The following is an 18,838-nucleotide window of genomic DNA, read 5'->3' as shown; positions in this document are numbered from 1 at the left end:
GAGATCCGTCGCATGAATCTTTCGGGCGCGACGACACCGCAATCCGCACTTGAAGCCGTGACTGGCAGCCTCCCTGACGGTCACGCCGAGGTGGCCGCACGCCCTGACCCGCACACGATTCGTCTCTTCGAAGAGGCAGTCGGTCTGCACACACGGCGACTGCTGGCGATCGCCCGGGCGATTGCCGGGAACCGGGCCAGTGCCGAAGACGTTGTACAACAGGCACTGACGAATCTCTTTCAACACCGCGCGCGCTATGATTGGGCCAACCCGGGTGCCGCCGGTGCACTGATGCGCCGGGCGGTTGTCAACGAGGCCTTGCGGCTTTTGCGTCAGCCGCGGATGTCGGTCGTTGCCGACGAGTATCCCGACGACCGCGGCCGCCGTGGTCAGGATGCGTCCCCGGCCGATCCGATGATCGACCGTGAGACTGTCGCGCGGGTCCGCCAGGCGATCGGTCGGCTGCCCGAAAACTTCCGCGCCGCCCTGGTGTTGTGTGAATACGAAGGCATGGCCTACGTGCAGATCGCCCAGGTGCTGAATGCGAGCATTCCGCAGATCAAGACCTGGCTGCATCGCGGCCGGCGATTGCTGGCGGAGATGCTTAAGGAAGGCACCGACGAGCGAGAGCGGTAGTCGTTGCCGTGCGATCGGCGGCTCGAACCCGGATTGATACGATTGTGAACGCTGCGATTTTGAGGAGTAAACGTGAATCATCACCCCCACCCATCCTCCGATGACCTTCCGGTCGATCCGGACCTGGCTTTGCTGGAGTCGTACCTCGACGGCGAGCTTTCGTCGGCCCAGTTGCAGTCGTTGCAGCAGAGGCTTGCCGCTGATGCCGATCTGTCGTCGGCACTGGCGCGCCTGAGCGAGGATTTCACCGTCCGTCAGGCGGTCTGGACGTCGCTCGAAGGCTCGGTCGCCGAGAGCCGAACGGTGTCGCGGCAGGTGGTGCGATCGATCCGTCGCGCCGGTTTCTGGGAGCGTTCGCGGAACTACGTTCGCGCCGGGATTGCCGTGGCAGCGTGCCTGGTCTGTTTCTCGGCCGGATGGATCGGACGGGGTTCGACCGCGACGGCTGCCATGACGCCGGGCCAGTCGCCCGATGGTGCCAAAGCGATTGCCGAAGGCGGTTCGGCTGCCCCGTTCCTTTATCAGGTCGCGCTTACCGACGAAGCTGGCAACATCACCGCGATTCAAAAGTTCGACACGCTCGAGGACGCCAAGGCGTTCGCCGCGGAACTTAGCAAGTGGGAGGCCGAACAGGCCCAGGCGAAGTATGGGCAGACGGTCCTGATGCAGTCCGGACTTTAGAAGCGGTTCGTAGCCCCGAACGTTGAAGTGTCGTCGCCGGATCGGCTGCGACACTGACGGAGTTGATGAATTGAGTCAGCCAATCGCCCATTCCCGCCGCCGCCGACCGACCGGTCTATTGCTGGCGATCCTGGTCTTACAGGCAACGATCGCTCCGCGATCGTCCGGTCAGAGCAGCGAGGCGGCGACCAGGCCGGCAACCCGACCTGCTTTTCCGGAACTGGAGCGGCTGAACTTCGAGTGCGTCAGCCTGTTCGAGCGGATGCAGGGGAGCGTCCTGCGGGTGCAGATGCCGACGCCGCGCTGGAACAACGACGTAGCCAACGATGCCCGGTTCCAGAAGTGGAACCTCAATTCCGAGGTCCGCCAGAGCCTGCAGCAGCGGGCGACGCGCGGGAATTACGACGCCGACTCGGCCAACCGCGCCGGTCCGGCGACATCGCCGGGGTCGAACCCGGGATCGAACTCGGGGTCGAATGTGGGATCGAACTCGGGGTCGGCGAGTCAGTCCACGGTCGGTGCTCCGCCCGGCGGCGTTCCCGGCGGTGCCGGAGACAACACGCTCCAAAATAAGGGTCAGCAGGGATACACCATCATCGTCCCGCCGCAGCAGGCGATGGAACAGCAGCCACAGCAGCAGGCGGTCAGCAACGTTGCGGTAGCCAACAAACAACCCTTCGCCGCCAACAGCCTGGGTCTGTTACTCAATGATCATCATGTCCTGGTCCCGGTTTACGTGGAGCGTGAAGCGGTCGGAGAGCAGCCGATCAAGCTGGCCTGCGGCGACGGGGAACCGATCTATGCCCGGTTCGTGGGTTCGGATCAGCAGACCCAGTTGACGGTCCTGCAACTGAATGCCCCCGCGCACGCCAAGAGCAAGGCCGAAGCCAAGAATGGCGCCAATGCGGCCGACGCCTTTGCCTGCCTCGGCAAGCCGGTGATCCTGTCGGATAAGCCACTGCCGGAAGGGTCCGTCGTACTGATGCTGTCGCCGATCGACGGTGCCGCGAGGCTAGCGGTCTGGAGCAGCGGAGCGCGTGATCTGGGTGTTGTCCTGACGATCGACGGCCAAGTTGCCGGGATCGCGCGGCACGGGCAGTTTCTTTCCGGCGGCGCGTGCAAGCTGATCGCGGACCAGATCGTCCGTCACGGCGCAGTTCGGCGGGCGACACTGGGCGTGATCATCAGTCAGGTTGACGCCAACGATCCGGCCCGGCAGAACGCCGATCTGGGCGATCGTCCGGCGGTGCGGATCGACCAGGTGATGAAGGATTCCGTCGCCGAGCGCGGTGGCCTGGTGAAGGGCGACCTGATCCTGACCCTCGCCGGCGATCCGGTGCATAACATTCCGACGCTCGCCGCCGCGATCGCCGCCCGGCAGGGGTTGACCGAGCTAAAGGTGTTGCGCGACGGGAAGGTCATTTCCATGCGGGTGGATCTGGTGCAGAAGTAGAGGTGCCCTGCGACAACGCCGTGCCTCGGGGATACCATCGCACCTATGTATCTCCTGCCGATGGTAGCGGTCGCAAGATTTCTGGAGTCCATTCCGGGCTGGGCCATCGGAGCCTACCTGCTGATTGCCGCGGTGATGGCGACGGTGCTGTTGACCCAGTTTTTGAAGAACGCCCGCGTCCGGCACGGGAGTGGCAATGCGTGGCTTGTACTGCTGATCCTGTTCTTCCCGCTGATGGCGCTGAGCATTATCTGGCCGATCACCATGCCGTTCGCGATCCGGGCGGTCCGAAAGGAACGGCGGTCGCCCCCGACGAGCGGTGCACCCCTGCGCCCGCGGGCCTGAGGGGCATCAGACGTCCCTGGGGTAAATCAGCCCGTAAACGATAAAGGCCGCCCTGCCTGTATGAGGTTGGGCGGCCTTTGCTATGGGTTGTGAACCAGACGCAGGCGGGATGCCGGGGCAGCCAACTGGATTGTAGGTTACTTGCTGTCGGCCAGTGCGACGCTGACGCGAGTGAGCGTCACAGGCTTGGCCGAAGCCGCTGCGACGACGCCGTCCGATGTCGAAGCCGTCGCGGGGGCCTGGCCGCCCCGGGTGGTGGCCATCGCCGACAGGGCAAGGCAGAGCACCAGCGCGAGCCGGGTCTGGGTTTTCATGGTCTTCTTAATCCGCAGCATTTGATCTCTCCTGTCCTCAGGTCTGCATGAGCCGGGCCCTGAACATCCGGGCCATGCTCATCGAGACACAAGGTATATGCCGCAAGTTGGGACTGAGTGGGTGACCTGTTCAGGTCAGGTGTGGTGGGCCTCTGGTGGTAACCATTTGTGCATCCACTGCCCAGAAAAGCAGTTGCGTGGGTGCAGCCGCCCACTAAGATTAGAGGGCCATTTCGCCACGGCGGACGCGATTGACCTCCAGGGACCTGTCAGGTTTGCTAACATGTCCTTAGTGTCAGGTTTGAGGAGATGTGAACCATGAAGGCTGTACGTTCAGGCTTGCGTGTTGGCAGTGTTCGCGGTTTTACCCTGGTCGAACTGCTGGTCGTGATCGGCATTATCGCCCTGCTCATTTCCATCCTGCTGCCGTCACTCAGCCGTGCCAGAGAATCTGCCAAGACCACGCAGTGCCTCAGCAACATGCGGCAGATCGGTGTTGCGCTGGCGTCCTACGCGGCGGAGTTTCAGGGACATGTCGTCGCGACTTACGCCGATGTCAGCGGCGCGACGATGACAGGCTCGCACAAAGCCGACGCCGAGAACTACGCGACGATGTTTGTGAACCTTCGTTACCTGCCCGCCCCGGAACTGCGGACGATGACCGAAGGTATCAGCGGCCAGTCGTCGATCTTTCGCTGCCCAAGTGGGACCGATGACTTCCTGTGGAACACCTTTACCGACCCGGGCAATGGCGCCCCAACGCCGAACGGTCGTAAGGACATGACAGGCGCCCGCCCGCTGCGGACCAAGAGCAAATCGAGCGGCCTGGTCATCGACACCTGGTACGGCGTCAATGCGGTGATCAGCGACTTCAACACCATCCAGGCCCCGGTCCGGCGAGTACCGGCATCGGGCGGCACGACCGACTACCGCATCGTGAAGATGGCGCAGATCCGCGAATCCTCGCGCGTGCCTTTCCTGTTCGACGGCATCTTCATGCACCTGCATTTTGAGGCCGATCGCCTCAATGCCCGCCATAACAACCAGCGCACGACGAACATCCTTTTCTTCGACGGACACGCGGCCAGCTATGACACCGCGACCCTCCCGGGCGGAATGGGCCCCAACACGTCGGGGACGGATGTGTTCTCGAACGCGAACCTCGGTTCCAACCGCGATATCAAGTGGCGGCTTGACCAGAAGTGAGCACGCAGTGATCGATGGGGACGCCTGGTTCAGCGTTGCGCAGTAGCCCTTACTGTGCGGTAAACCTTACTTCAGTAGTTCAGCGCTTCGCACCGAGTTCCGGAGAAGCATTGCCACCGTCACCGGCCCGACGCCGCCGGGCACGGGGGTGAGCCAGGACGCCTTTTCCTTCGCCGATTCGAAATCGACGTCGCCGACCGTTTTGCGCGTGCCGTCCGGCAGCGTGATTCGGTTGATGCCGACATCGACGACCACGGCCCCCTCCTTCAGATGATCGCCGGTGATCAGCCCGGCCTTGCCCACGGCGACGACGACGACGTCCGCACGGCGGGTATGGGCCATCAGATCGCGCGTCGCGATATGACAGAGCGTGACAGTCGCTTCCTGCTCGATCAGCAGGAGTGCCACCGGCTTGCCGACGATCACGCTCGCCCCGACGACGACCACCTCGGCACCGCGGAGCTGTACCCCGGTGCTCTTGACCAGTTCCACCGCCGCCAGCGCCGTGCACGGGGCGATCAGGGTGTGCTTGTAGACGACGTAGCCGATATTGGCGGGGTTGACGCCTTCGACGTCTTTCACGACGTCGATCTCGTACTGAAGTCGGGCGGTGTCCAGATGATCCGGCAGCGGCAGGTGCATCATGATGCCGGTCACGCCGACATCCTTGTTAAGCCGGCGGATTTCGTTCTTGAGCTCTCGCTGGCTGATGGAAACCGGGAACTTCAGGAGGGTGTAATCGATGCCCAGGGCCCGGCATCCGTCCCCCTGCCGCTCGGCATACAGCTCCGCGCCATGGTCTCCGCCGACTAGAATCGCGGTCAGGTGGACCGGCTTCCCGGCGGCTTTCAAGGCGGCGGCGCGGGCGGCGACGTCCTGCTTGGTCTGGTTGGCAAAGGCGATTCCGTCGATGATCTGCGCGGCCATAGGGAGGGGGAGACTAGCGACCTTGCCCCCGAACGACAATGGCGTCGCCTTGCCTCCTTGGTGATTCTTCAGGCTCGCCAGATTGGGTCGTAGCCGTATCACCAGAACGTGCCGTTGACATTCACCGGCGCCGCGTTGGTGCTGAACGGCGGCTGCTCGTACGTGCTGGGGAACCAGTAAAACTCGGCGTGGCCGTCCATGAACAGCATGTTGAACGTTCGCTGGGTTCGATTGCGGTTGTGCCAGAGCGTGGCTTCCTTGCTCATGGGCCGGTTTGCGTGCCAGTTCCAGTCCCCGGTTACGATCTTCGATGACGTCTGCTTGGCCTGCCCCACTTTCATCGGTGCGTTGGTCGCCGCGCCTTTGCCGGCACCGGTCACGTTCTTGACGGCAAACGCTGTACTCCACTGCACGAGGTAGCTCGTGCCGTAGGACTCGAAGCAACTGACGACGTTGGTCTGAAGCGTGTCGCCGATGTCGTTCGGGCAGGCAAAGACCTCGGGTGCCTTGATGTACTTGTTGAGCGGTCGCTCTTCGACCACGCCAGTCTCGCCGAGAAAGCCGGTCTTGGGGTTCTTGTCGTATCGGGTGTCCGTCCCGGCCTTGCCGTAGCAGTTGCCCCAGTTGGAATGCTGGGGAAAGCTGCCCTGGTTCTCGGCGGTGTACATCATGAATGCGGCACCGATCTGCCGCAGGTTGCTCAGGCATTTGACGCGCTGGCCTTCCATCCGGGCCCGGCCGAGGGAGGGCAGCAGGATGGAAATCAGCAACGCGATGATGCCGATGACCACCAGCAGTTCGACGAGTGTGAAGGCCGAACGGCGTGGCGAGAGGGCGCGAAAAGCTGTAACGCGGGCGCGGTTGGGAAACACCATCGAAGTTCTCCTGGCCGATCTGAAGTCGGCGGCCGTAACAGACTCGAAAGACGTGAATGACCTCGCGGGGTGCCACTTGTCCGGCGACGTCGGCCGCATGGTAATCCTTCAGGCGGATGGTTGGCAAACAAAAAGGTCGGTGAGATATGTCGCACGGCAGGTCTGGGGAGAGGAGTCTGGGACCGCCGAGCGCCTGCTCGGCTCTTCGACATGCCGAGCAAGCGCTCGGCGGTCCCAGGCTCCGAATAAGCGCGAATTGACGACTCCCGTTTCGGCACCGATTCACTGCCGTCAGATTCACCCGGTTCGATGCATCACTTTAGAGTCGAGAGCCGGAAGAGTAGGTCACCATCCCCAACCAGCGGGTTTCGGCCATCCCCATTCGGCGGCCAGCGCGTCGGCGGCGTGCTCGGGGTCATCGCCGGGGAAACGGCCGGCATTTCGCAGGTGAGCGTGCGCCAGTTCGTGCGCAATCACCCAACGCACGAACTCGACCGGCCGGCGAAGCACCGTCCGCTTGAGCACCACGGCCCGGGCCGCCTTCGAGCGGGTTGGCAGTGCGACAGGCACCGAGTGGGTTCGGCCAGCCTGCGGGTCGTAATCGGACATCAGGAAGGTCGGATCATCGATCAGGTCGATCATGACCTCGTGGGGCATGGTCAGCAAAACCGCAGACACATGGGCACGCAACTCATCGTGCAAAGGGAACCCGGTCAGGCGTGTGGTGATCCGGTCATGCATGGGCGACGGAATGATACGCCAGCACAAGGGACTTTGTCGCGGATTGGTCACTTGTCACTTGTCACTTGTCACTTGTCACTTGTCACTTGTCACTTGTCACTTGTCACTTGTCACTTGTCACTTGTCCCGCGACCAGCGTCCAGTGACCACAGACAAATGACAACCAATCATCACTTGACGGTCGATTGCGTCGCCATCTCGCGTAGCTGCCCGCATGCCGCCGCTACATCGTCGCCGCGCGTCTGGCGGACGTGCGAGACGACGCCGGCCTCACGGAGGATCGTCAGGAACTGCAGCACCCGTTCGGCGGTCGGCCGCTGGTAGGCGATGCCCGTCAGACCCGCGCCGATCGGGTTATAGGGGATGATGTTCACGTGGGCGCGAAACCCTTCGAGCAGGTCGGCCAGCATCGCCGCCTGCCCGTCGCTGTCGTTGACGCCTGCCAGCAGGCAGTACTCGATCGTCACGATCCGGCCGGTTCGGTCGTAGAACCGCCTGGCGGCGGCGACGATGTCGGCGACGGCGAACTTTCGGTTCATGGGCACGAGCCGGCCGCGGGTGGCGTCGTCGGGAGCGTGCAGGGATAGCGCCAGATGGATGTTGAGGTCGGCGTCGGCCAGACGGTCGATCCCGGGCACGATGCCGACGGTCGAGACCGTGACCTGTCGCCAGCCGACACTGCCCATCTCGGGGTCGGCAATCCGCCGCACCCCGCCGATGACCGCGTCTAGGTTGTGCATCGGCTCGCCCATGCCCATGAACACCAGCGACGTGATTTTGCGATTGGTCCGAGCGGCGGCGAGCTTGAGGTGGATGAATTGTTCGGCGATCTCCCCCGCCGTCAGGTTGCGCTCGAGCCCCTGCTTCGTGCTGGCGCAGAAGTCACACCCCATCGCACAGCCGACCTGCGAGGACACGCATGCCATCGTGCGGTCGGGACGCTCCGTGGGCATCAGCACGCATTCGACCGCGGCCCCGTCGGCCAGGCGGACCAGAAGCTTGGTCGTGCCGTCGAGGCTTACGCTGCGCCGATCGACAACCGACGACACCAGCGGCGACGCCGCGAGCCATGCCACCACCCCCTTGCCGACCGTCGCCGTGTTCAGCGAGGTCGGATTGCCGGCCGAGGCGTAGAACTCGCGGAGGACTTTCCGCGCATGAACGGACGGGAGACCGAGCCGAGTAAACTCGGCGGCGAGAGAGGCGAGGTCGTGGTCGGCCAGGAGCGGCATGGGATCAAACGACGAAGGATGAAGGCGGAAGGATCAAACGTCAAATTGACGCTCGGCCTTCCGCGCTTCATCCCTCGTTGGTCAGGCTTCGTTCTTACGTCCGCCGAGGCGGACCCTACGGTCCACGCGTCCGCCGAGGCGGACCCTACAGGATCGCAACGTTCCAGTCGCCGAGACCGATCGCGCCGATCGAGGCGTCGAACTCGGCCTGGGTGGTCACGTTCTTGATCGTGATGCGCGTGCCGTCGGCCTTGCGGGCGTTGAGCAGCGTCAGCGAGTCGCCGGCCAAGCCGAACGGGGCTCCGCCGTTATCCGTCGTCACGCTTCCGATATTTAGCTTGCCGAGGAATCGGCTGGCGATGTCGGTGCTTGCGAGGGTGCCCTTGATGGTCAGCACGTTGAGCGTGGCTTCCTGCGTCAGTTGCGAGACGGTCGTCGGCACGAGCGTCTGTCCGAGCAGACCGATGAACAGCCGGCTGCTGCTCACCGAGCCCGCGGTGATTGACCCGACCGAGCCGGCGGTATCGACGACGGAGTTCACGATCGCCCCGCCGACCGCGAGTTTGCCGATCGCCTGGTTCTGCTTGAGGTTGGCCTCGCGGGCGTCGGCGTGTTCGTTGGCGGCGTGAATGGCATTGATTGTCGCGCCGGTAAGGTTGCCCTTGACGGTGAGCGAGGCGATCTGATGGCCGCTGATCGAGCCGGAGAAATCTCCGCCGATGGTGATCTTATTGATGTTCGGTTCGCCCACGCTGGTGATGGTCGCCGAGCTGTTGCCGGTAATGGTGAGCGACGTAATGCCCGGGGCGGAAATCACGTCCGAGAGGCCGTCGGTGCCGGTGTCGCTCCTGAGCTTGACCGATGCCAGCGGCGCGCCGGAGATGATGTCGGTATCGACAAAGTCGCCGGCGGTGATCTTGACGCCCTTGTCGCTGGTCGTTCCGCCGAGGTTCAGGGCGGCGTTGTTGGCCGACAGTAGGTTGATCGTGCCGACCGCGCCGACCGTGGTGATGGCGCCGGTCAGGTTGGTCTTGCTCGCGGTCAGGCTCTTGAGCGCGCCGTCGGCCGAGAGAACCTGCAGGCTCGTTACGCCGTCGCCGCCTTTGCCGGTGATCGTCACGGCAGTGGAGGCATCGGACCCGGCGATGCTGACCAGAGACAGCGCCGCCCCGCCAGCACCTGCCACGCTGATCTTGCCCTTATTGGCGGTCTGTGCGAGGTCGGTTCCGGTGAAGCGGACGGTGGCCGTGCCCGCACCCTTGACCGAGACGGTCGAGACGGTGCCGTCGGCGTCGGTAAAGCTGACCGACTTGTTGCCGCTGGTGCCGCCGATGGTCACGTCGAGCTGACCGACGCCGACGTCAAACGTCGTCTGGCCGGTGGTGACTCCGTCCACCCCTGTCGCGGTTACCGTGACAGTCGCGGTGCCCACGGTCGAGCCGTAGGTGAGCGCGACCTGTCCGGCGGCATCCACCGACGCTGCGGCAATCGAGGGATCCGAACTGCTGACGGAATAGGTGAGCACGTCGGAGATAATGTCGGTCGTGGTGCTGATGACGTTGTTGGCGCCGGGCGTCACCGAGTTGGAGAAGTCGGTGTTGGTGTAGTTCCGAAGCGGAATCGTGCTGAACGGGGACGCGAAGGCGAATCGCGGCACCGCCGCGATCGCGTCGACGATCGGCAGGTCGGCGTCAACCACCTTGGCGAACACCGTGAACCCGCCGGAGTTTCCGGTGTCGTCGAGATCGGCGCTGTTGTCGCTCAGATTGAGGAACCACTCGCTGGTGGCAGAGTCCGGGTTGCTGCTTTTGGCCATGGCGAGAGTGCCACGCGTGTTGCTGATAATGCCGTTGCTGGTGAACTCGTTGACGATGGGGGGGAAGGTCGCAACGTGGTTGAAGCCGGGGAACACATATCCCCCGCCCTGAAGGATCGTCGGCGGGAGCACCGTGCTGCCGCCGAGCGTATCGGAGCGGTGAATGATCAGCCCGTCGTAGCGGTCGGCGTTCACATACCGTAGAAAGTTTTGAACCGTGCCCGGCTTGCGGGAGTCGAACAGCTGCACGCGGTAGTTTCCCAATGACGTCGTCACCTGAACGAACGTCGCGGTGTCGTCGTTGAACGCTGCGGCGGCGTTGACCGTGCCGGTACCGCCGGGGTTGCCGGAAATGTCGGCCAGCGGACTGCCGATGACCGCGAACAGGCGGCGGTCTTCCAGGGTTTCAATCGCGGAACGGACGGCGGTCACGATCGGTCGGGGGCGGGGGCTGGTCATCTCGAAATCTCTCCTGGTTCGCTCCGCGCTTGCTCGGGGAGCGGTGGTTAGTGGACTTACGTCGGTCGCTCGTTTGTTCGGCTGCTCGGTCGCTACGAAAGAATCGTTCCTCGAACGCTGTGCATGGGGCACGCCGGCCGCGATGTACGGAAAACTTCGGCGGGCACCGATCATCCTTCAGAACAGGCTCACGATGAAGTTGCCGGTCGGCAACTGAAGGGCCGCGACGGCCGCATCAAACGCGGCTTGATCGTCAAGATCCTTGAGACTGAACGGCGTTCCCAGACCCAGCTCGGTGTCGGCGGTCTTTCCGGTGAGCTGATCAATCTGCGTCGCCGCGATGCCAAACGGGATCGCGGCGTCTGTACCGATCTCGCTCAGATCGACCCGGCCCATGCTCGTCGCTGCCACGCTCAACTGCTCGGAGCCGAAGGAAACCTTCAGGCTGCCCAGCCGCGCCGGCGAGGTAAACTGCGAGAGCTGCGTCGGCAGGAACGGCGGGAACTCCTCATCCGTCACATCGACGCCGGCGTAGATCCTTCCGCTCACGACGCTCAAAACACTGATGCTGCCAATACTACCGGCGGTCCGGATCGTGGTGCCGGTCATGCTGCCGGTGACAATCATCTTCTTAATGGTATCCCGGCCGGCGGCATAAGGCTGACTAAAGTTCCAGACGCCGCCCTGGATGTCCAGCGCCGAGAAGTTGACCATCGCGGTTGCGGTGATGTCACCCTTCTGGGCACCCCCCGCCTTGAACGTCTTGATGATCCCGCCGGGGGCGTTGATGGATTCCTGCAGCAGGCCTGACGTGGTGATGCTGGAGAGGGCCGGCGCGGTGATGGTTCCCGGTGTGCCGAGCGTGTCGACGAACGCACCGGCCTTGATGCTCTTGATCGGCATCCCACTGGTGAAGTTGCTGTCGGTCGCGGTGGTCAGCGTGAGCCCGAGCTGAATCCCGTCGGCCGGCGAACCGCCGAGGACGACATTGGCGCTGTTGACCGCGCCCAGCGACATGGTGCGGACGGTCCCGCCGATGGTCGTGTTGCCGCTTAGCCGGGTGGTCTTGGCGGAGAAGGTCTTGAGCGGGCCGTCTACGGAGACGCCGCGAACATCGACAATGCCGTCGCCCCCTGCGGATTTAATCGTCAGCGAAGTTCCGGTGCCGGTGTCGATGGTGGTGATATCGTCGATCGCCGACACGGTCCCGGTGAGCTTGGGTTTCTTGTCGTTGGTCAGTCCCAATCCCTCGCCGGCCAGGCGGACGAAGGCCGAGCCCGACTTCGACAGTGCAATGGAGCCTTTACCGCCGTCGGACTCGGCAAAGTCGAGTTTCGAGCCGATTCCGCCGGAACCGATCTGGACGGTGTACTCGCCAACACCGGCTGTGAATGTCTGGCTCGATTCATTGCCGCTGCTGTCGCGGGCGGTGACGGTGATGCGGGCCGAGCCCTGCTGACTGCCGTAGTTGAGCCGCAGAATGCCGTCCGAAACGGTCGGGTTGACGATCGACGGGTCGTCGCTCGTTGCAGACAGGGTCAGGAACTGGGTGTCGGCGATGATCCCGGCGGAGTTGATGAAGACGAAGTCGTCGGCGGTCGGGTTTCCGGCGGGCGTATTGCGGACGGGCAGCTCCGAAAAGACCGGCGAAACGGCCGAGGCGTCAATGATCGGCAACGCCGCGATCTGGTCGACCACGCTGAGCGTGCCGTTGATGACCTGTCCGAAGACGGTGAACCCGCCGTTGGAGGTATCAAGGGACGGGTTGTCGGCCAGGTTGATGACCCACTCGCTGGTGGCGCTGTTGGGGCCGCCACCGGGAACCGGGTTGCCCAGCGAATCGGTCGCCGGCACGGTGACCATCGAGATCGTTCCACGCAGGTTGGGACGAGCGGTCGAGAACTCGTTCTTGATCTTGGGCCCTTCCTGGATGTGGGCCCCGGTCTGGATGTACCCGCCGCCCTGAAGCACGAAGCCGGATACCAGCCGGTGCAGGACGGTCTGGTTGTAGAGGTTGTTCGCGATGTAGTTGACGAAGTTCTGGACCGTCTTGGTGACGGCCTTGTCGTACAACTCGATGTCCACGTTGCCCAGGCTGGTGTTCAGCCGCGCGACCACGCCTTGAACGGCGGTGTCGTCGAATGCGCCGGCGAGATTGATGTCGGTCGGCGCTCCGCCGGGCAGACCGAAGGTGTTCTTAATCGTTGAGCCGACAGCAACTGAAAGTAGGGTACGCCGTTCGAGGGCTTCAATGGGGTTCGACGGGGCTGGCACTGGCAAGAGCCGGCTGGAACGACGGGCTCGGCTTCGGATGACAGACGGCATGATCTACCCTCACACGCTAAGTCGACGCAGAACAAAGACGACGCACAGAGCGTCAGTACAACTTGATCGGCATGATGCCGCCAAAACCCAGCCAGATTATTGGCAATCCCTACATCAGCATGCCCCGGATTCCTGACTCGCTTCCACACGGCACAAACATGGGTCCATGATCTTCTGTCCCCGAAGCACCGCAAAATCTTCCTTGCATCCGGGTTTCTCGGCGGTATCGACTCCGGGTTTACCCGGGGGAGGACCTCAAGACAACCCGAGGAATCAGAGGTAAACCGATATCCGGTCGCGACCACTCCCAGTTAACGAGAGCGGGCGACTCGAAAGTTTCGAGTCGCCCGCGTCAGAAGTCTTACGTTGCGATGCCGAGGCTGGTTCAGCCCTGCTTCGCCGCCGAGATCGTGGCAAAGTGCTTACGGGCTTCGCCGACGAGGTAGAAGCTGCCGGTGATGCAGATCAGGTCTTCCTTGGTGACCGCCCGGTTGGCAATCGCCAGTGCATCTTCGAGCGTTAGCGCGACTTGCGCCATTTTGCCGTACTGCTCGATGTACTTGGCGGCCAGTTCGTTGGGGTCGGACGAGCGGATGTTGTCGACCTTGGTGAAGATCACCTTGTCGGCGCCGCTGGTGATGCGTTCCAGCATGCCGTTGACGTCCTTGTCGGCACAACAACCGAAGATGACGACCATGCTGTCGTACGGGATGTGCTGGCCGATGGCCCGCATCATCGCGTCGACACTGGCGGCGTTGTGCGCGCCGTCGACCAGCACGCGGGGCTGCTGGCTGACCATCTCCATGCGGCCAGGGATGACCGTCTTGGCCAGGCCTTCCATTGCCCGCGAATCGGAGATGGCGATGCCCCGGCCCTTGAGCCGATCGAGCACCGACAACGCCAGCCCGCAGTTGATCGCCTGGTGTTCGCCCAGAAGGGGAACGGCCAGGTGTTCGAACTTGCTCTGCGGCGTCGAGAGGCAGATGCGGTTGTGCGGGCCCTGCAGCCGGCTGCTTTCGAACCGGTAGCTGAACTCGATGTCCTTGCCGGCAATCGCCAGCTGCACGCCTCGGCTCTCGGCGATGCGCTTGAGGACGATCTCGGCGTCGGGATCCTGCTGAACGGTGACGGCCGGAACACCGGTCTTGAAGATGCCGGCCTTTTCCTCAGCGATGCGGGCGACCGTGGGCCCGAGCTGGGCCATGTGGTCCTTGCTGATGCTCGTGATCGCCGTCACTTCCGGCTTGATGACGTTGGTGCTGTCGAGGCGGCCACCCAGGCCCGTCTCAACCACGGCCAATTCCACCTTCTGTTCGGCAAAATACTTGAACGCGACGGCGGTCAGAACGTCGAAGTAGGTCGGCGTCGGCTTTTGCTTCTGGACGATCGGTTCGACGAGCTTCACCAGCCGGGCAAAGTCGGCCTGCGAGATCATCTCGCCGTCGATCTGGATGCGCTCGCGGATGTCGTTTAGATGCGGGCTGGTGTAAAGCCCGATCTTGTAACCGTTCGCCTGCAGCATCGCGGCGATCATGGCGCAGGTGCTGCCCTTGCCCTTGGTGCCGGCGACATGGATGGAGCGGAACTGCTCGTGGGGATTCCCCAGCTTCTTGAGTAGAGCGCGCATCCGGTCGAGGTCGAAGTTCTGCGGGTTGTAGCGCACGATGCGCAGGTGCTCGTAGTCGCTGAGCGAGGAAAGGAAGCGCAAAGCCTTGCCGTAGTTGGTGGTTGCGGGAATAGTAGGGACTCCCGCAACGGCGTGGACGGCGGTCGCCGTTCCGGGTGCCGGTGCGTGTGAAGCGTTGGGGGGCGGAGAAGACGGTCGCGTGGCGACCCTGCGTCCCGGCGCATTGGGAGACGTTTTGACCGCCGATGATGTCCGCTCGGACATACCCGATCGGCCGTTTCGGCCTGATCGGGTAGACGTTGCCAACGACCCTCGACGCGGAGTAGCACGCCTCACTTTGGCTCGGATGCCCATTGTGCCGCCATTCTACTGGAATCGACTCTACGCTGCAAACATACAAGGCAAAGCCAACAGAAACATATACTTAGATCACCAGCTTTGTTGCCTATCAGTCAGCATTGTGCAATTTCTGCGCGAGTTGCGACAGATTGCTCCGCCCGATCGATATCGGCTCCAAGCCCAGCTACGGGGCTCTGCGGAACCGCATGCGGTAGGCCGCCGGGGTCATTCCCGTGGCCTCTCGGAACCGGCGGGTGAAGTGGCTTTGATCTGTAAAGCCAGTATCCACCGCGATATCCGCCAGTTTGGCCGAGCTCCGGGCCAGAAGCCGCCTCGCCGCCTGGACGCGCACCGTCCGGAGGTACTCCAACGGGGTCATGCGGAGGATCTGGCGGAAACGACGATTGAAGTGCGTCGCCGACAGGCCCGCGAGCCTGGCCATTTGTGTCATGGAGACCGGTTCCGTGTAGTGCTGCTCGATGTGCTTCACAACCGGCAACAGTTCACGGGTGTGCGCCGCCAAGTCGTCGGATCGCTCGATCAGATACATCGCACCGGCGATCCCGATCACCTCCCCGGCGTCGTTGAACAGGGGCGTTTTGGTAGAAATATACCAATTGGGCTGTTCGCGCGGGTGGTACACGAGCCACACCTGCCCCGCGAGCGTCTGCCGCGCTGCCATCACCCGCTGGTCTTCCTCAATGTACGCCTCGGCCATGACGGGCGGGCTCACGTCACGATCGCTCTTGCCGAGCATCTGCTCGTCCGAATGACAGCCATGAATCTCGAGGAACAGCCCGTTCATCCGAACGAAGCGACTTTCAACATCCTTGGCATAAAAGGCGACATTGGGCAGCGCGTCGAACAGCTCTAAAACGTTCTGGGCTAAGGGATTGCGGGAGAAGAACGCGCTCTGGAATGCTCTGCCGGCGGAGGCGCTCATGGTCAAAACATACCAAGAAGGCTTCCCCGGCGTGCAAGACTTTTAATCGCCGGCGGAGGTAACGTGTATCTATCAGGACGAAGTGCATCTCAGACCGATTGGGGTCCGTCCCTGCGGCGACGGGGGCTGCGGACACCTCGATCGACGTCGGGTCCGACAGAGATCAATCATGATGCGCGGATCGCGATGCGATCCAACGAGGAAGCGAATCGATGAAACAGGCAACGCAATTAGTCACGCTCGTGGTCGCGCTGGCCTGGCTGACGCCGACGGTCTCGGCCGACGTGGACTTCAATCGCGACATCCGCCCCATCCTTTCCGAGAATTGCTTTTACTGCCACGGTCAGGACGCCAACCACCGCAAGGCCGATCTGCGGCTGGATGTTCGGGACGACGCCATCAAGGGCAAGGCGTTCGTGCCGGGCGACGCCGCCAAGTCGTCGCTGGTCGACCGGATTTTCACCGACGACGCCGAAGAGCTGATGCCGCCGCCGAAATCGAACCGGAAGTTGTCGGCGAAGCAGAAGGACCTGCTGAAGCGCTGGATCGCGGAGGGGGCAGTCTATAAGCCCCACTGGACGTTCATTCCGCCAGTGCGGGCGGAACTTCCTCGCGTCAGGAACGCGACGTGGGTGCGAAACCCGATCGACCGCTTCGTGCTGGCCCGCCTGGAGGCCGAGGGGCTGACGCCATCGCCCGAGGCCGACCGGACGACGCTCCTTCGTCGGCTGGCCCTCGACCTGACCGGCCGCGTCCCGACGTCGGCGGAGGTCGATGCGTTTCTGCTCGACAACTCCCCCGCCGCATACGAAAACCTCGTCGATCGATTGCTCACGTCGCCGGCGTATGGCGAACGGATGAGCCTTCCATGGCTCGATGCCGCCCGCTATGCAGACAGCAACGGCTTCCAGCAGGACGGCGACACCTGGCAATGGATGTGGCGGGACTGGGTCGTTAAATCGCTGAACGCCGACATGCCGTTCGACCAGTTCTCAATCGAACAACTCGCCGGCGACCTTCTTCCCAACGCGACCACCGATCAGAAGATCGCCACCGCGTTCAATCGCAATCACCTGCAGAACGGCGAAGGCGGTGCGATCCCCGAAGAGCAGCGGTTCGTGAACCTGTTCGACCGCGTCGACACCACGGCCACCAACTGGCTCGGGCTCACGGTCGCGTGCGCGCAGTGCCACGATCACAAGTACGACCCGATCACGCAGCGCGACTACTACAGCCTGATGGCGGCGTTCAACAACATCCCGGAGACCGGCCGTCCCGGCGGCGGGCCGGGCCGCATGCGAATCGCGACACCGTTCCTTGAATTGCCAACGGAAAAGAACACCGCCGAACTGGCGGCGATGGAAGCCGACCTGAAGAAGACCGAGTCGGCAGGCGATACGAAGAAGAAGTTCGAGCTGGCCCTGGCCGAGTGGGAACCGAAGGTCACCGCGGACACACCGGAGATCAACCGAAACCTGCTGCCGGCGCTTCGGCTCGCGCCCGACAAACGCACGGACGAGGACAAAAAGCAGCTCAAGTCCGGTTTGCGTTCGCACTTTGAGACCAAGGTGTGGCCGGCGATCGCGGCAAAAGACCCGTCGGCGAAGAAGGCCGACGCGCTAAAGAAAAAGATCGCCTCCTACAAGAACGAGCAGATTCCCAGGGTCATGGTGATGCAGGAGACGCAGCCACGGGACACCTTCATCCTGGACCGCGGCGAGTACCTCAAGCCGAAGGACAAGGTATCGGTTTCGACGCCCGGCTTCCTCCCGCCCATGCCGGCCGACGCGCCGAAAAATCGGCTGGGCTTTGCCCGCTGGCTCTTTGCCCCGGAGCATCCGCTGACGGCCCGCGTGCAGGTCAATCGCTACTGGGCGACCTTCTTCGGCACGGGGCTGATCAAGACGTCGGAAGACCTTGGCGTGCAGAGCGAAGTGCCGATTCACCCCGAACTGCTCGACTGGCTCGCGGTCGAGTTCCGCGAGAGCGGCTGGCGCGTCAAGGCGATGCACCGGCTGATCGTCACCAGCGCGACCTATCGCCAGAGCAGCAAAGCCACGCCGGAACTGATCGCCCGCGACCCCGAAAACCGCCTGATGGCCCGCGCCAGCCGGTTCCGGATGCCGTCCATGATCCTGCGGGATATCGCGTTGGCGACGAGCGGTTTGCTGGTCGATCGCGTCGGCGGGCAGCCGGTTTACCCGTACCAGCCCGACGCGGTGTGGGAATCGCTCGCGATCACCAAGGAACGCGACTTCACCTATCCCGCCAGCAAAGGCGAAGACCTGTACCGCAAGAGCCTCTACACCTTCTGGAGGCGGACGGTCAGCCCCGCGAATATGTTCGACTCGGCCAACCGGCAGACCTGTCGCGTTCGGTCGAGCGTCACCAGCACGCCGTTGCACGCTCTGACGACGATGAACGACATTACCTGGGCCGAGGCGGCCCGCGTACTGGCGGAAAAAGCGATGAGCGCTTCGGAAACAACCGACGGCCAACTCGCTTTCGCCTTCAGGCAGGTGCTGAGCCGAAAGCCGTCGGCCACTGAGATGCCGGTGCTCCGCCGCATGTTGCAGCGGCAGCAGTCGGTGTACGGCAAAGACGCCAAGTCGGCGGTCGAGGCGATCAAGGTTGGCGAAGCGCCGCGGAACGAAAAGCTCAACCCCGTCGACCACGCCGCGATGAGCGCGGTGTGCCTGGCGATCTTGAATCTCGACGAGGCGTTGACGCGGGAATAGTGATTTGAGTGGCTCAATTAGTGACGCGGGCTTCCAGCCCGTGCTGGTTGCGCCGCAGTAGACAAGCTGTTCGTACGAGATGAACTCGACATCGAACGCACCCCGCACGGGCTGGAAGCCCGTGTCACTGACTGAGCCATCCATTTGGTTCACCTGCGTGCGTCGCATGAGAAGGTTTTGA

At 63.2% G+C, this 18,838-nt stretch carries 15 protein-coding genes; 6 read left to right on the top strand and 9 right to left on the bottom strand.

What is annotated here, in order from left to right; genetic code table 11:
- Positions 1-12: 12 nt before the first annotated feature.
- From IPV69_RS21830 to IPV69_RS21815, 4 genes are all read left to right on the top strand, one after another.
- Positions 13-636: an RNA polymerase sigma factor gene (locus IPV69_RS21830; RefSeq protein WP_206291844.1), complete on the top strand. Its 624-nt coding sequence runs from the start codon at positions 13-15 to the stop codon at positions 634-636.
- 72 nt (positions 637-708) lie between these two features.
- On the top strand, positions 709-1,317 hold the full coding sequence (locus tag IPV69_RS21825; RefSeq protein ID WP_206291843.1) for an anti-sigma factor: 609 nt from the start codon (positions 709-711) through the stop codon (positions 1,315-1,317).
- 70 nt (positions 1,318-1,387) lie between these two features.
- A complete protein-coding gene (locus tag IPV69_RS21820; RefSeq protein ID WP_206291842.1) occupies positions 1,388-2,770 on the top strand; it encodes a S1C family serine protease in 1,383 nt (460 codons plus the stop codon).
- A gap of 45 nt (positions 2,771-2,815) precedes the next feature.
- Positions 2,816-3,115 (top strand): hypothetical protein, encoded by a 300-nt coding sequence (locus tag IPV69_RS21815; RefSeq protein ID WP_206291841.1) that lies wholly within the window; start codon positions 2,816-2,818, stop codon positions 3,113-3,115.
- A gap of 137 nt (positions 3,116-3,252) precedes the next feature.
- On the opposite strand, the gene IPV69_RS21810 is transcribed toward IPV69_RS21815, so the two are convergent.
- Positions 3,253-3,450 (bottom strand): hypothetical protein, encoded by a 198-nt coding sequence (locus tag IPV69_RS21810; protein WP_206291840.1) that lies wholly within the window; start codon positions 3,448-3,450, stop codon positions 3,253-3,255.
- A gap of 297 nt (positions 3,451-3,747) precedes the next feature.
- Between IPV69_RS21810 and IPV69_RS21805 the strand changes: the two genes are divergently transcribed.
- A complete protein-coding gene (locus IPV69_RS21805) occupies positions 3,748-4,635 on the top strand; it encodes a type II secretion system protein (RefSeq protein WP_206291839.1) in 888 nt (295 codons plus the stop codon).
- A gap of 66 nt (positions 4,636-4,701) precedes the next feature.
- Here IPV69_RS21805 and IPV69_RS21800 read toward each other — a convergent pair whose 3' ends face one another.
- The 8 genes from IPV69_RS21800 to IPV69_RS21765 all read right to left on the bottom strand — a co-directional run bounded on the left by IPV69_RS21800 (position 4,702) and on the right by IPV69_RS21765 (position 15,919).
- Positions 4,702-5,562, bottom strand: coding sequence for a bifunctional 5,10-methylenetetrahydrofolate dehydrogenase/5,10-methenyltetrahydrofolate cyclohydrolase (locus IPV69_RS21800; protein ID WP_206291838.1), 861 nt, complete (start codon positions 5,560-5,562; stop codon positions 4,702-4,704).
- Positions 5,563-5,660: 98 nt separating this feature from the next.
- The gene (locus tag IPV69_RS21795) at positions 5,661-6,437 is read right to left on the bottom strand and encodes a type II secretion system protein (RefSeq protein ID WP_206291837.1); all 777 of its coding nucleotides are present in this window, start codon (positions 6,435-6,437) and stop codon (positions 5,661-5,663) included.
- A 345-nt stretch (positions 6,438-6,782) separates the two neighbouring features.
- Positions 6,783-7,094, bottom strand: a complete 312-nt coding sequence (locus IPV69_RS21790; protein WP_206291836.1) for an ImmA/IrrE family metallo-endopeptidase — start codon at positions 7,092-7,094, stop codon at positions 6,783-6,785.
- A 254-nt stretch (positions 7,095-7,348) separates the two neighbouring features.
- Positions 7,349-8,410: a 23S rRNA (adenine(2503)-C(2))-methyltransferase RlmN gene (gene rlmN / locus IPV69_RS21785; protein ID WP_206291835.1), complete on the bottom strand. Its 1,062-nt coding sequence runs from the start codon at positions 8,408-8,410 to the stop codon at positions 7,349-7,351.
- Positions 8,411-8,555: 145 nt separating this feature from the next.
- Positions 8,556-10,685, bottom strand: a complete 2,130-nt coding sequence (locus IPV69_RS21780; protein ID WP_206291834.1) for a peptidylprolyl isomerase — start codon at positions 10,683-10,685, stop codon at positions 8,556-8,558.
- A 177-nt stretch (positions 10,686-10,862) separates the two neighbouring features.
- Positions 10,863-13,010, bottom strand: coding sequence for a peptidylprolyl isomerase (locus IPV69_RS21775; RefSeq protein ID WP_206291833.1), 2,148 nt, complete (start codon positions 13,008-13,010; stop codon positions 10,863-10,865).
- Between the two features lie 385 nt (positions 13,011-13,395).
- A complete protein-coding gene (locus IPV69_RS21770) occupies positions 13,396-14,718 on the bottom strand; it encodes a bifunctional folylpolyglutamate synthase/dihydrofolate synthase (protein WP_206291832.1) in 1,323 nt (440 codons plus the stop codon).
- Between the two features lie 442 nt (positions 14,719-15,160).
- On the bottom strand, positions 15,161-15,919 hold the full coding sequence (locus tag IPV69_RS21765) for an AraC family transcriptional regulator (RefSeq protein WP_206291831.1): 759 nt from the start codon (positions 15,917-15,919) through the stop codon (positions 15,161-15,163).
- 212 nt (positions 15,920-16,131) lie between these two features.
- On the opposite strand from IPV69_RS21765, the gene IPV69_RS21760 reads away from it, so the two are divergent.
- The gene (locus IPV69_RS21760) at positions 16,132-18,657 is read left to right on the top strand and encodes a PSD1 and planctomycete cytochrome C domain-containing protein (protein WP_206291830.1); all 2,526 of its coding nucleotides are present in this window, start codon (positions 16,132-16,134) and stop codon (positions 18,655-18,657) included.
- Positions 18,658-18,838 lie beyond the last annotated feature (181 nt).

Origin of the sequence: Humisphaera borealis (assembly GCF_015169395.1) — a bacterium.
Classification (GTDB): Bacteria; Planctomycetota; Phycisphaerae; order Tepidisphaerales; family Tepidisphaeraceae; genus Humisphaera; species Humisphaera borealis.
Note: the sequence above shows the minus strand (reverse complement) of the source record. Positions and strands in the feature narration are given on the sequence as shown.

What these genes read in the sequence shown, in the direction of transcription:
- IPV69_RS21830 (WP_206291844.1), top strand. Translation starts at nt 13, where the DNA reads ATGAATCTTTCGGGCGCGACGACACCGCAATCCGCACTTGAAGCCGTG.
- IPV69_RS21815 (WP_206291841.1), top strand. Translation starts at nt 2,816, where the DNA reads ATGTATCTCCTGCCGATGGTAGCGGTCGCAAGATTTCTGGAGTCCATT.
- IPV69_RS21810 (WP_206291840.1), bottom strand. Translation starts at nt 3,450, where the DNA reads ATGCTGCGGATTAAGAAGACCATGAAAACCCAGACCCGGCTCGCGCTG.
- IPV69_RS21805 (WP_206291839.1), top strand. Translation starts at nt 3,748, where the DNA reads ATGAAGGCTGTACGTTCAGGCTTGCGTGTTGGCAGTGTTCGCGGTTTT.
- IPV69_RS21800 (WP_206291838.1), bottom strand. Translation starts at nt 5,562, where the DNA reads ATGGCCGCGCAGATCATCGACGGAATCGCCTTTGCCAACCAGACCAAG.
- IPV69_RS21795 (WP_206291837.1), bottom strand. Translation starts at nt 6,437, where the DNA reads ATGGTGTTTCCCAACCGCGCCCGCGTTACAGCTTTTCGCGCCCTCTCG.
- IPV69_RS21790 (WP_206291836.1), bottom strand. Translation starts at nt 7,094, where the DNA reads ATGCCCCACGAGGTCATGATCGACCTGATCGATGATCCGACCTTCCTG.
- rlmN (WP_206291835.1), bottom strand. Translation starts at nt 8,410, where the DNA reads ATGCCGCTCCTGGCCGACCACGACCTCGCCTCTCTCGCCGCCGAGTTT.
- IPV69_RS21780 (WP_206291834.1), bottom strand. Translation starts at nt 10,685, where the DNA reads ATGACCAGCCCCCGCCCCCGACCGATCGTGACCGCCGTCCGTTCCGCG.
- IPV69_RS21775 (WP_206291833.1), bottom strand. Translation starts at nt 13,010, where the DNA reads ATGCCGTCTGTCATCCGAAGCCGAGCCCGTCGTTCCAGCCGGCTCTTG.
- IPV69_RS21765 (WP_206291831.1), bottom strand. Translation starts at nt 15,919, where the DNA reads ATGAGCGCCTCCGCCGGCAGAGCATTCCAGAGCGCGTTCTTCTCCCGC.
- IPV69_RS21760 (WP_206291830.1), top strand. Translation starts at nt 16,132, where the DNA reads ATGAAACAGGCAACGCAATTAGTCACGCTCGTGGTCGCGCTGGCCTGG.